This is a genomic window from Enterobacter cloacae complex sp. P29RS, from assembly GCF_014893445.1.
GTDB lineage: Bacteria > Pseudomonadota > Gammaproteobacteria > Enterobacterales > Enterobacteriaceae > Enterobacter > Enterobacter intestinihominis.
In genome coordinates, this window is the sequence record NZ_JADBPZ010000025.1 from 15,101 (window position 1) to 27,513 (window position 12,413).

13 protein-coding genes are annotated in these 12,413 nt (G+C 54.0%); all 13 read left to right on the forward strand.

Going from position 1 to position 12,413, the window contains the following annotated elements; all coding sequences use genetic code 11:
* Positions 1 to 2 precede the first annotated feature (2 nt).
* The 13 genes from lptE to lipA all read left to right on the forward strand — a co-directional run bounded on the left by lptE (position 3) and on the right by lipA (position 12,361).
* The gene (gene lptE / locus IM282_RS17840; protein WP_022647432.1) at positions 3 to 572 is read left to right on the forward strand and encodes an LPS assembly lipoprotein LptE; all 570 of its coding nucleotides are present in this window, start codon (positions 3 to 5) and stop codon (positions 570 to 572) included.
* Positions 572 to 1,603 carry a DNA polymerase III subunit delta gene (gene holA / locus IM282_RS17845; protein ID WP_192970679.1) on the forward strand — a complete coding sequence of 344 codons (1,032 nt, stop codon included), beginning with the start codon at positions 572 to 574 and terminating at the stop codon, positions 1,601 to 1,603. Before lptE ends, holA begins: the two co-directional genes overlap by 1 nt.
* Positions 1,596 to 2,261 (forward strand): nicotinate-nucleotide adenylyltransferase, encoded by a 666-nt coding sequence (gene nadD, locus IM282_RS17850; protein WP_063841351.1) that lies wholly within the window; start codon positions 1,596 to 1,598, stop codon positions 2,259 to 2,261. Before holA ends, nadD begins: the two co-directional genes overlap by 8 nt.
* A gap of 268 nt (positions 2,262 to 2,529) precedes the next feature.
* Positions 2,530 to 2,847 (forward strand): ribosome silencing factor, encoded by a 318-nt coding sequence (gene rsfS, locus IM282_RS17855; RefSeq protein ID WP_003858696.1) that lies wholly within the window; start codon positions 2,530 to 2,532, stop codon positions 2,845 to 2,847.
* A gap of 3 nt (positions 2,848 to 2,850) precedes the next feature.
* Positions 2,851 to 3,318: a 23S rRNA (pseudouridine(1915)-N(3))-methyltransferase RlmH gene (gene rlmH / locus IM282_RS17860; protein ID WP_003858701.1), complete on the forward strand. Its 468-nt coding sequence runs from the start codon at positions 2,851 to 2,853 to the stop codon at positions 3,316 to 3,318.
* Between the two features lie 28 nt (positions 3,319 to 3,346).
* Entirely contained in the window at positions 3,347 to 5,248 is a 1,902-nt protein-coding gene (mrdA, locus tag IM282_RS17865; RefSeq protein WP_022647429.1) for a peptidoglycan DD-transpeptidase MrdA, read from the forward strand.
* Between the two features lie 2 nt (positions 5,249 to 5,250).
* A complete protein-coding gene (mrdB, locus tag IM282_RS17870; RefSeq protein ID WP_022647428.1) occupies positions 5,251 to 6,363 on the forward strand; it encodes a peptidoglycan glycosyltransferase MrdB in 1,113 nt (370 codons plus the stop codon).
* A gap of 16 nt (positions 6,364 to 6,379) precedes the next feature.
* Positions 6,380 to 7,486, forward strand: coding sequence for an endolytic peptidoglycan transglycosylase RlpA (gene rlpA, locus IM282_RS17875; protein WP_023305687.1), 1,107 nt, complete (start codon positions 6,380 to 6,382; stop codon positions 7,484 to 7,486).
* A gap of 139 nt (positions 7,487 to 7,625) precedes the next feature.
* The gene (gene dacA, locus IM282_RS17880) at positions 7,626 to 8,837 is read left to right on the forward strand and encodes a D-alanyl-D-alanine carboxypeptidase DacA (RefSeq protein ID WP_003858714.1); all 1,212 of its coding nucleotides are present in this window, start codon (positions 7,626 to 7,628) and stop codon (positions 8,835 to 8,837) included.
* 107 nt (positions 8,838 to 8,944) lie between these two features.
* Positions 8,945 to 9,208: a DUF493 family protein YbeD gene (gene ybeD / locus IM282_RS17885; protein ID WP_003858718.1), complete on the forward strand. Its 264-nt coding sequence runs from the start codon at positions 8,945 to 8,947 to the stop codon at positions 9,206 to 9,208.
* Positions 9,209 to 9,302: 94 nt separating this feature from the next.
* Positions 9,303 to 9,944: a lipoyl(octanoyl) transferase LipB gene (gene lipB, locus IM282_RS17890; protein ID WP_023299587.1), complete on the forward strand. Its 642-nt coding sequence runs from the start codon at positions 9,303 to 9,305 to the stop codon at positions 9,942 to 9,944.
* A gap of 291 nt (positions 9,945 to 10,235) precedes the next feature.
* Positions 10,236 to 11,189: a YbeF family transcriptional regulator gene (locus IM282_RS17895; RefSeq protein ID WP_022647425.1), complete on the forward strand. Its 954-nt coding sequence runs from the start codon at positions 10,236 to 10,238 to the stop codon at positions 11,187 to 11,189.
* A gap of 206 nt (positions 11,190 to 11,395) precedes the next feature.
* Positions 11,396 to 12,361 carry a lipoyl synthase gene (lipA, locus tag IM282_RS17900; RefSeq protein WP_192970680.1) on the forward strand — a complete coding sequence of 322 codons (966 nt, stop codon included), beginning with the start codon at positions 11,396 to 11,398 and terminating at the stop codon, positions 12,359 to 12,361.
* Positions 12,362 to 12,413 lie beyond the last annotated feature (52 nt).

Consider the following 12,413-nt stretch of genomic DNA (forward strand, 5'->3'; position numbering starts at 1 on the left):
ACGTGCGACACCTGGCAACAATACTCTTATCTCTGGCGGTGCTGGTCACCGCTGGCTGCGGCTGGCACCTGCGCAATACCACGGCAGTGCCGGCTCAGATGAAAACAATGATCTTCGACTCATCCGATCCGAATGGACCGCTGAGCCGGGCCATTCGTAACCAGCTGCGTTTGAACGATGTTGAGCTGATCGAGAAGGGAACCCTGCGTCAGGATGTTCCTTCGCTCCGCGTCCTGAAATCAACGCTGTCACAAGACACGGCATCGATCTTCCAGGATGGACGAACCGCGGAATATCAAATGGTGCTTACCGTTGATGCGGCCGTTTTAATGCCAGGTAAAGATATTTACCCTATCAATACCAAAGTCTACCGCTCGTTCTTCGATAACCCGCAGACGGCCCTGGCAAAAGACGCCGAACAGCAGATTATCATCAAGGAAATGTATGATAAGGCCGCGGAGCAACTGATCCGCAGACTGCCTGCCATTGCCGCGTCGACGAAAAAAGGCGCTGACGTTATCGAAACACCGGATGCCAGCACGCCGGATATGCCAACGTCGCTGGGTAACTGATGATCAGGTTGTATCCTGAACAACTCCGCGCGCAGCTCAACGAAGGGCTGCGCGCGGCCTATCTGCTACTCGGCAATGACCCCCTGTTACTTCAGGAAAGCCTTGATGCGGTTCGCCATGCGGCAGCCGCGCAGGGTTTCGAGGAGCATCATACGTTCCAGATCGATAACAGTACCGACTGGAACGCTATCTTCTCGCTTTGTCAGGCCATGAGCCTGTTTGCCTCTCGTCAGACAATCCAGATCGTGCTGCCAGAGAATGGTCCTAACGCGGCCATCAATGAACAGCTGACCATGCTGGTGAGTTTATTACACGGCGATCTGCTGCTTATCGTACGCGGTAACAAGTTCACGAAAGCGCAGGTAAACGCGGCCTGGTTTACCCAGCTTGCCACCAATGCGGTACTGGTTACCTGCCAGACGCCAGAACAGGCGCATCTGCCAAAATGGGTTGCCGCGCGCGCAAAGCTGCACAATCTGCAACTGGATGATGCCGCCAGCCAGCTCCTTTGCTATTGCTATGAAGGCAACCTTCTGGCACTGGCGCAGGCGCTGGACAGGCTCGCCCTGCTGTGGCCCGATGGCAAGCTGACACTACCGCGCGTGGAACAGGCGGTGAACGATGCCGCGCACTTTACTACCTTCCACTGGGTTGATGCGCTGCTGTCGGCGAAAAGTAAGCGAGCCCTGCACATACTGCAACAGCTGCGCCTGGAAGGGAGTGAGCCGGTCATTCTGCTCCGCACGCTCCAGCGCGAATTACTGCTGCTGAACAACCTTAAACGTCAGTCGGCACATACGCCCCTGCGCGCCTTATTCGATAAACATCGCGTCTGGCAGAACCGTCGGGCGATGACCACGGAGGCGATAAACCGCCTGAGCCAGGAGCAGTTGCGTCAGGCAGTGCAACTTTTGATGCGCGCCGAACTGACGTTAAAACAGGACTACGGCCAGTCTGTCTGGGCGGAGCTGGAGAGCCTCTCTTTGCTGCTCTGCCATAAGGCGCTGGCAGACGTATTTATCGATGGGTGATATGCATTCTTTACAGGCAATGTATGGCGGGACCTTCGACCCGGTACACTATGGGCATCTTAAGCCGGTAGAAATCCTCGCGAATTTGATTGGGTTGCAGCGGGTAATCATCATGCCGAACAATGTTCCTCCGCATCGTCCTCAGCCAGAAGCAACCAGCGAGCAGCGCAAAGCGATGCTCGCGCTGGCTATCGCAGATAAGCCTCTCTTCACGCTGGATGAGCGCGAATTGCGCAGGGATACCCCTTCCTGGACATCGCAAACGCTGCGGGAGTGGCGCGCTGAGCAGGGGCCCATGCAACCGCTGGCGTTTATCATCGGCCAGGATTCCTTGCTCAACTTTCCCAGCTGGTACCAGTACGAAACCATTCTGGAAAACAGTCATCTGCTGGTCTGCCGCCGTCCGGGCTACCCGTTGACCATGCGCGATGCGCAGCATCAGCAGTGGCTTGACACGCATCTGACGGACAATATAGAAGACCTGCACAGTCTACCCGCCGGGAAAATATACCTCGCTGAGACGCCGTGGTTTGATATTTCCGCGACCCTCATCCGCGAGCGTCTCCAGCAGGGTTTAGACTGTGACGATCTCCTGCCCTCGCCCGTGCTGGCCTATATCCACGCACACGGTTTGTATCAGAAAAGTACAGATGCCTGATCATCACCGGCGAAATTGTCTGTTAATGTTTATCCTGCCTTGACAGGCTAAGCCATACTGATATCCTCCGCTGCCAGACTTTCCCGCCGATCGCTGCTTTACAGAAATTGTTTTACAAAAATGGCGATGCAATCTCAGGCGGAGGGTGGGATGATACCCGCCTTCAAAAGCCGGGCGGTGACATTTGTCCCGCGACTGGCGTCAGTTCAGGTATACTGACTGGCCACGAATTCATAGTTGTACAATCTCATTCACCCAGGGGGAAAACTTGCAGGGTAAAGCACTCCAGGATTTTGTTATCGACAAAATTGATGACCTGAAAGGTCAGGACATCATCGCTATCGACGTTAAGGGTAAATCCAGCATCACCGACTGCATGATCATCTGCACCGGGACCTCAACTCGTCACGTTGTTTCGATTGCTGACCATGTTGTTCAGGAATCGCGCGCGGCAGGGCTGCTTCCGCTGGGCGTTGAAGGTGAAGCGACCGCTGACTGGGTGGTTGTCGATCTCGGCGATGTGATTGTCCACGTCATGCAGGAAGAGAGCCGTCGCCTGTATGAGCTGGAAAAACTCTGGGGTTAATGCGTGAAGTTGCAACTGGTCGCCGTCGGCACCAAAATGCCGGACTGGGTACAAACCGGTTTTACTGAGTATCTGCGTCGTTTCCCAAAAGATATGCCGTTCGAACTGGTGGAGATCCCAGCAGGAAAGCGCGGCAAGAACGCAGATATCAAACGTATTCTCGATAAAGAGGGAGAGCTGATGCTGGCTGCCGCAGGCAAAAACCGCATCGTGACCCTCGATATCCCGGGAAAACCCTGGGATACGCCGCAGCTGGCGCACGAACTGGAGCGCTGGAAGCAGGATGGTCGTGATGTCAGTCTGTTGATTGGCGGACCAGAGGGGTTATCTCCCGCCTGCAAAGCGGCAGCAGAACAAAGTTGGTCACTCTCGGCGCTGACGTTGCCCCACCCGCTTGTGCGGGTTCTCGTGGCAGAAAGTTTGTATCGCGCATGGAGCATCACTACCAACCACCCTTATCACCGCGAGTAATGACTGACCAGGGTAATTTAAGCAGCGGATGAAACTACAGAATTCTTTTCGCGACTATACGGCTGAGTCCGCGCTGTTTGTGCGCCGGGCGCTGGTCGCCTTTACGGGGATTTTGCTGCTTACCGGCGTGCTGATCGCCAACCTCTATAATCTGCAAATTGTCCGCTATACCGATTACCAGACCCGCTCAAACGAAAACCGTATCAAGCTGGTGCCCATCGCGCCCAGCCGCGGCATTATCTACGATCGTAACGGCACCCCGCTGGCGCTAAACCGCACCATCTACCAGATAGAGATGATGCCGGAGAAAGTGGATAACGTGCAGAATACGCTGAACGCGCTGAGAAGCGTTGTCGACCTGACTGATGACGACATCGCTGCGTTCAAAAAAGAGCGCGCACGTTCTCACCGCTTCACCTCTATTCCGGTAAAAACCAACCTGACGGAAGTGCAGGTCGCCCGTTTTGCCGTTAACCAGTACCGTTTCCCCGGTGTGGAAGTCAAAGGCTATAAACGTCGCTACTATCCTTACGGCTCCGCGCTGACGCACGTCATAGGCTACGTCTCCAAAATTAACGATAAAGACGTCGAACGCCTTGATAAAGACGGCAAGCTGGCTAACTACGCCGCAACCCATGATATTGGCAAGCTTGGGATTGAACGTTATTACGAAGATGTCCTGCACGGTCAGACCGGGTATGAAGAGGTTGAAGTTAACAACCGTGGCCGCGTGATCCGTCAGCTCAAAGAGGTTCCCCCACAGGCGGGACATGACGTTTATCTGACGCTCGACCTGAAGCTACAGCAGTATATCGAAACGCTGCTGGCGGGTAGCCGGGCCGCCGTGATCGTGACCGACCCGCGTACCGGCGGTATTCTGGCGATGGTTTCTATGCCAAGCTACGATCCGAACCTCTTCGTGGATGGCATCTCCAGCAAGGATTACTCCGGCCTGCTCAACGATCCAAACACCCCGCTGGTGAACCGCGCCACGCAGGGGGTTTATCCTCCAGCCTCAACGGTAAAACCGTATGTCGCCGTTTCTGCGCTGAGCGCGGGCGTCATTACCCGTAATACCAGTCTGTTTGACCCTGGCTGGTGGCAGTTACCTGGCTCTGAAAAACGCTACCGTGACTGGAAAAAATGGGGTCACGGCCATCTGAACGTGACCAAATCACTGGAGGAGTCGGCGGATACCTTCTTCTATCAGGTCGCCTACGACATGGGTATTGATCGTCTGTCTGAATGGATGAGCAAATTCGGCTACGGACATTACACCGGTATAGATTTGGCGGAAGAACGTTCCGGCAACATGCCAACCCGCGAATGGAAGCTGAAGCGCTTTAAAAAACCCTGGTATCAGGGTGATACCATTCCGGTGGGCATCGGCCAGGGCTACTGGACGGCAACGCCGCTGCAAATGAACAAGGCGATGATGATCCTCATCAACGATGGCGTTGTGAAAGTACCGCACCTGCTGCAAAGCACCGTAGAAGACGGCAAAAAAGTGCCATGGATACAGCCGCACGAGCCGCCGGTGGGTGACATTCATTCCGGGTACTGGGAAATCGCCAAAGACGGGATGTATGGCGTAGCCAACCGCCCTAACGGGACGGCGCACAAATATTTCGCTGGCGCACCGTATAAGGTTGCCGCGAAATCAGGTACGGCTCAGGTCTTCGGTCTGAAAGCGAATGAAACCTATAACGCACATAAAATTGCCGAACGTCTGCGTGACCACAAGCTCATGACGGCGTTTGCCCCTTATGATAACCCGCAGGTTGCGGTGGCGATGATTCTTGAGAACGGCGGCGCAGGCCCGGCGGTGGGTACCATCATGCGTCAAATCCTCGACCACATCATGCTGGGTGATAACAACACCGAACTGCCAGCTGAAAACCCGGCAGCCGCTGCGGCGGAGGACCAATAATCATGACGGATAATCCGAATAAAAAATCGCTGTGGGATAAGATCCACATCGACCCTGCCATGCTGCTGATCCTGCTGGCTCTGCTGGTGTACAGCGCCCTCGTTATCTGGAGCGCCAGCGGCCAGGATATCGGCATGATGGAGCGTAAAGTTGGCCAGATCGCCATGGGTCTGGTCATTATGGTGGTGATGGCGCAAATACCACCGCGCGTGTATGAGGGCTGGGCGCCCTATCTCTATATTTTCTGTATCATTTTGCTGGTGGCAGTAGATGCGTTCGGTGCTATCTCGAAGGGGGCGCAACGCTGGCTGGATCTGGGGATTGTCCGCTTCCAGCCGTCAGAAATCGCCAAAATCGCCGTTCCGCTGATGGTGGCGCGCTTCATTAACCGCGACGTCTGCCCGCCGTCGTTGAAGAATACCGCCATTGCGCTGGTGCTAATTTTCCTGCCGACGCTGCTCGTGGCCGCACAGCCTGACCTCGGTACCTCGATTCTCATCGCCCTCTCCGGCCTGTTCGTCCTGTTCCTGTCCGGCCTGAGCTGGCGTCTGATCGGCATCGCGGTGGTCCTGCTGGCTGCCTTTATTCCTATTCTCTGGTTCTTCCTGATGCATGATTACCAGCGCCAGCGCGTGATGATGCTGCTCGATCCCGAGACCGATCCGCTGGGCGCAGGCTATCATATTATTCAGTCGAAGATTGCGATTGGCTCCGGCGGCCTGCGCGGAAAAGGCTGGCTGCACGGGACACAGTCGCAGCTCGAATTTTTACCGGAACGCCACACCGACTTTATCTTTGCCGTTCTGGCTGAGGAGTTAGGGCTGGTTGGCATTCTGGTGCTGCTTGCACTCTACGTGCTGTTGATCATGCGTGGGCTCTACATTGCCGCACGCGCGCAGACCACCTTTGGCCGGGTTATGGCGGGTGGATTAATGTTGATTTTGTTCGTTTATGTCTTCGTAAATATTGGTATGGTGAGTGGTATTCTGCCGGTTGTTGGCGTACCGCTGCCGCTGGTGAGTTACGGGGGCTCGGCACTGATCGTGTTGATGGCCGGGTTTGGTATCGTCATGTCGATCCATACCCACAGGAAAATGTTGTCCAAAAGCGTATAAAAATAAGGGGATCGCAATGCGTAAGCAGTGGCTGGGGATCTGCATCGCAGCAAGTTTACTTGCCGCCTGTACAAGTGATGATGGTCAGCAACAGGCAACCGTCGCGCCGCCGCAGCCTGCGGTCTGTAATGGCCCGATTGTTGAAATTAGCGGTGCCGATCCCGTTTATGAACCGCTGAACGCCAGCGTGAATCAGGATTATCAGCGCGACGGTAAAAGCTATAAAATCGTTCAGGATCCTTCCCGTTTCAGCCAGGCCGGCTTTGCTGCCATCTATGACGCTGAGCCAGGCAGCAATCTGACCGCGTCAGGTGAAACCTTCGATCCGATGCAGATCACGGCGGCACACCCGACACTGCCTATTCCAAGCTATGCGCGCATCACTAACCTGGCGAATGGCCGGATGATCGTGGTACGTATCAACGATCGTGGCCCTTACGGCAACGATCGCGTGATCTCCCTGTCACGCGCGGCAGCCGACCGTCTGAATACCTCAAATAATACAAAAGTGCGTATCGACCCGATTATCGTGGCGCAGGATGGTTCGCTGTCTGGCCCGGGCACGGCCTGTACCACGGTCGCGAAACAGACCTACGCCCTGCCCGCACGCCCGGATCTAAGCGGTGGTATGGGGGGCGCTTCAATGCCAGCAGAGCCCGCGCAGCCGCAGGGTGAAGTGCACGCCATCAGCAACGATACGCTACAAAGTGAAGATGCGACAGGCGCCCCGGTGAAAAGCAGTGGTTTCCTTGGTGCACCCACCACGTTAGCGCCGGGCGTGATTGAATCAAATGAACCTGCCCCAGCGCCTGCGCCCGTTGTTGCTGCACCCGCTACACAACCCGCCCCGGTGACCGCACCGGCTGCTACGCAGACTGCGGCGCCTGCGACGGCGAGCGGCAGCTACGTGGTTCAGGTTGGCGCCGTCAGCGATCGGGCCCGTGCAGAGCAGTATCAGCAGCGTTTAAGCCAGCAGTTTGGCGTGCCAGGCCGCGTTGAGCAAAACGGTGCGGTATGGCGTATCCAGATGGGTCCGTTTGCCAGCAAATCGCAGGCAGCGTCCCTGCAACAGCGTTTGCAGAGCGAGGCGCAGCTCCAGTCGTTTATCGCTGTTGCGAAGTAATTAATCGGTGGTATCCGAAATGTCAGTTTGTGTAAACCACGTTAACACTCTCATGATGAAAGTCGGATGCCTGCCCGTATAGCATTTGCTATAGTAAGGCACTTTTTTTAATTCCATCACGGATGTCGTAGTTCTGACCATGAAGACCACTTTTTCTGCTCGTTTTGTGCAGCGCATGGCGCTGACCACGGCCCTTTGCGCTGCTGCGTTCTCCGCAGCTCACGCGGATGACCTGAACATCAAGACCATGATCCCTGGCGTTCCGCAGATCGACGCGGAATCCTACATCCTGATTGATTACAACTCCGGCAAAGTTCTGGCAGAACAGAACGCCGATGCCCGCCGCGACCCGGCCAGCCTGACCAAAATGATGACCAGCTATGTTATCGGCCAGGCCATGAAAGCGGGTAAATTTAAAGAAACCGATCTGGTGACTATCGGTAACGATGCGTGGGCAACCGGCAACCCGGTGTTCAAAGGTTCATCGCTGATGTTCCTGAAGCCAGGCATGCAGGTTCCGGTCTCTCAGCTTATCCGTGGCATCAACTTGCAGTCCGGTAACGACGCCTGCGTGGCAATGGCCGATTTTGCAGCGGGCAGCCAGGACGCGTTTGTGGGCCTGATGAACAGCTACGTCTCTGCGCTGGGCCTGAAAAACAGCCACTTCCAGACCGTTCACGGCCTGGACGCCGAAGGTCAGTACAGCTCCGCGCGTGACATGGCGCTGATCGGTCAGGCGCTGATCCGCGATGTGCCAAACGAGTACTCTATCTACAAAGAGAAAGAGTTCACCTTCAACGGCATTCGTCAGACCAACCGTAACGGCCTGCTGTGGGACAATAGCCTGAACGTCGACGGCATCAAAACTGGTCACACCGACAAAGCCGGCTATAACCTGGTGGCTTCTGCCACTGAAGGCCAGATGCGTCTGATCTCTGCCGTGATGGGGGGCCGCACGTTTAAAGGACGCGAAACGGAAAGTAAAAAACTGCTGACCTGGGGCTTCCGCTTCTTCGAAACCGTGAATCCGCTGAAAGCCGGTAAAGAATTTGCCTCTGAACCTGTCTGGTTTGGCGATAACGACCGTGCTTCCCTGGGTGTGGACAAAGATCTCTATCTGACGATCCCACGCGGTCGTATGAAAGATCTGAAAGCCAGCTACGTGCTGAATACCACCGAGCTGCACGCCCCGCTGCAAAAGAATCAGGTCGTGGGTACCATCAACTTCCAGCTGGATGGAAAAACCATCGATCAGCGCCCGCTGGTGGTGCTGGAGGAAATTCCTGAAGGCAATTTCTTCGGCAAAATCATTGATTACATTAAGCTGATGTTCCATCACTGGTTTGGTTAAAAATTGAACACTTGAAAGTGTGATTTTGATCCCCATATACTACGTATCAGTAAAACTCCCGCCCCGTGGCGGGAGTTATTATTTTTTATACACACGCCGGAGCTGACATGAAAACCAAACTTAACGAACTGCTTGAATTCCCTACCCCTTTTACTTACAAAGTAATGGGTCTGGCGAAACCTGAGCTGGTTGATCAGGTGGTTGAAGTGGTACAGCGCCATGCGCCGGGCGACTACTCTCCATCAGTCAAACCGAGCAGCAAAGGTAACTACCACTCGGTCTCAATCACCATCACTGCGACACACATTGAGCAGGTTGAGACGCTGTACGAAGAGCTCGGCAATATTGAAATTGTTCGTATGGTGCTGTAGTCCTTCTGCGGTTACCCGGTTTGCCGGGTAACCCACTTTCCCGCTGTGATATACTCCCCGTTACCTATTCTCCCTTGTCTTCGGAGACATCCTTTTGTACCAGGATAAAATTCTTGTCCGCCATCTTGGGCTACAGCCTTACGAGCCTGTCTCTCAGGCTATGCATGACTTTACCGACAGGCGCGATGACACCACGCCTGATGAAATCTGGCTGGTTGAACACCTGCCGGTGTTCACTCAAGGCCAGGCAGGAAAAGCCGAACATTTATTGATGACGGGCGATATCCCGGTGATCCAGAGCGATCGCGGTGGACAGGTGACCTACCACGGCCCGGGCCAGCAGGTGATGTATGTTCTGCTTAACCTGAAACGCAGAAAGCTGGGCGTGCGTGAGCTCGTGACCTTACTGGAGCAAACCGTGGTGAATACGCTGGCTGAGTACGATATTGACGCTCACCCTCGCGCCGATGCCCCGGGCGTTTATGTGGGAGAGATGAAGATCTGTTCGCTGGGGCTGCGTATCCGAAAAGGCTGCTCGTTCCACGGGCTGGCGCTGAATATCAATATGGATTTGGCCCCCTTCCAGCGCATCAACCCATGTGGGTATGCCGGTATGGAAATGACGCAAATGCGCCAGTGGGTCGATACCGCCACGCCTGACAATATCCGGCCCGTGCTTCTGAAGAACTTTTTAGCACTGCTTAACAATCCCACCTACGAATATATTGCCGCTTAACTTACCTCGGGCAGTGGCTCAATTATTTGACCAGCCACTGCTTAATTACCGCATTTACGCTTTACAATAAACCGCATATTCTATATTTTCGAGTCGCCCATATATTAGCGTCACATATTAATTAGAACCTTAATAGAACCATCACCGGGTTTCGTGTAACGTGCGTGACAATCACCCAACTGCTTGTTTTCGATAAATAATGGAAACTTACTAAACACTTTACGAATCTCTGCAAGCATAATAAATAAATTCAACTATCATTCATATTGTGAATGGATACGGAGTAAGAGCGTGGAGCCTACTAATTTACCAGCCAAACGCCTGAATGAAACCAGCGGCGAAGATAAGCCGCAAATTTTTCGGACTTTACGTAATATTGATCTCAATTTATTGACTATTTTTGAGGCGGTATATGTCCATAAAGGTATCGTTAATGCTGCGAAAATTCTTAATCTCACGCCCTCTGCTATTAGCCAGTCAATACAAAAATTGCGCGCGATATTTCCCGATCCGTTATTTATTCGTAAAGGCCAGGGCGTAACCCCAACCGCGTACGCCACCCATCTGCACGAGTACATTAGCCAGGGTCTGGAATCAATACTGGGCGCGCTGGATCTCACCGGCAGTTATGATAAGCAACGAACTATCACCATAGGCACCTCTCCCTCAGTGGGCGTTCTGGTCATGCCGGCCATCTATCAGGCGGTGAAACAGCATGCGCCACAGTTGCTTATCCGCAACGTGCCCGTCACCGATCCGGAAACACAGCTGGCGCAATTCCAGACGGACCTGATCATCGACGGCAATAGTTTTACGGCCAGAGCGTTAGGGCATAACGTACTTTATACCGACACTCTGGCGCTCGTTTGTCGTCAGGCTCACCCTGCGTTGAGCGCACCTTTGACGCCAGAAAATTTGCGCCATTACGAACATGCGACATTTATGTCCGAAGGACAGGGTCAGGATCCGCTGCGACAACGTATTGACGAACTCTTCCCGGATCGTCCGATCAGCTTTAGCAGTTACAATATGTTTACCCTCGCGGCCCTGATTGGCAGCAGCGACTTGCTCTGTATCATGCCTGTGCGTCTCTTCACTTTGCTTCAAAAGTGCTGGCCACTGGAGAGCATTCCATTAAGTCAACTTACGACGGAATCTATTGAAATCTCACTGCATTACAACAAGCTAAGCCTGCGCGATCCGGTGCTGGAAAACGTCATCAATGTGATCCGCCAGACTTTTTGATCCGCCTTTCAGCGTAAGGCCCTGCCGCATGCGGGGCAAAAGGCACAAAACAACAACTATTTTACAAATTGGCGACCTGGCAGGCTGCTTTACCGCCCCTTTAAATGATATACTGCCTGTCGTTCGTTCAAAAATAGTTGATAATTACAACATTCCCTTGAATTGAAACGCTTTCCTTCGATATTCGCAACTGGAACACGCACGCTATGAGTAAACCCATTGTGATGGAACGCGGTGTTAAATACCGCGATGCCGATAAAATGGCCCTTATCCCGGTTAAAAACGTGGCTACAGAGCGCGAGGCGCTGTTAAGAAAACCGGAATGGATGAAAATTAAACTTCCGGCTGACTCTTCGCGTATTCAGGGGATCAAAGCGGCGATGCGCAAAAATGGCCTCCACTCTGTCTGTGAAGAGGCCTCCTGCCCTAACCTTGCTGAATGTTTCAATCACGGTACCGCGACGTTTATGATTCTGGGTGCCATCTGCACCCGCCGCTGTCCGTTCTGTGACGTTGCCCATGGCCGTCCTGTTGCGCCTGACACTAACGAACCGCAAAAACTGGCGCAGACCATTGCCGATATGGCGCTGCGTTATGTTGTTATCACCTCCGTTGACCGTGACGATCTGCGCGATGGCGGTGCTCAGCATTTCGCTGACTGCATTACCGCCATCCGCGAAAAAAGCCCGAACATTAAGATTGAGACGCTGGTGCCGGACTTCCGTGGCCGTATGGACCGCGCGCTCGATATCCTGACCGCGACGCCACCAGACGTGTTCAACCACAACCTGGAGAACGTACCGCGTATCTACCGTCAGGTGCGTCCAGGTGCAGATTACAACTGGTCGCTGAAGCTGCTGGAGCGCTTTAAAGAAGCCCATCCGCATATTCCTACCAAGTCTGGCCTGATGGTGGGACTGGGTGAAACCAACGCTGAGATCATTGAAGTGATGCGCGATCTGCGTCGCCACGGCGTCACCATGCTGACGCTGGGCCAGTACCTACAGCCAAGCCGTCACCACCTGCCTGTACAGCGTTACGTGAGTCCGGATGAGTTCGATGAAATGAAAGCCGAAGCGATGGCGATGGGCTTTACCCACGCTGCGTGCGGTCCGTTTGTTCGCTCCTCTTATCACGCCGATATGCAGGCGAAGGGCGAAGAAGTGAAATAAAGCTGTAAAACTTATTTACAGTAAAACAAAAAACCGGCCTCGTGAGCCGGTT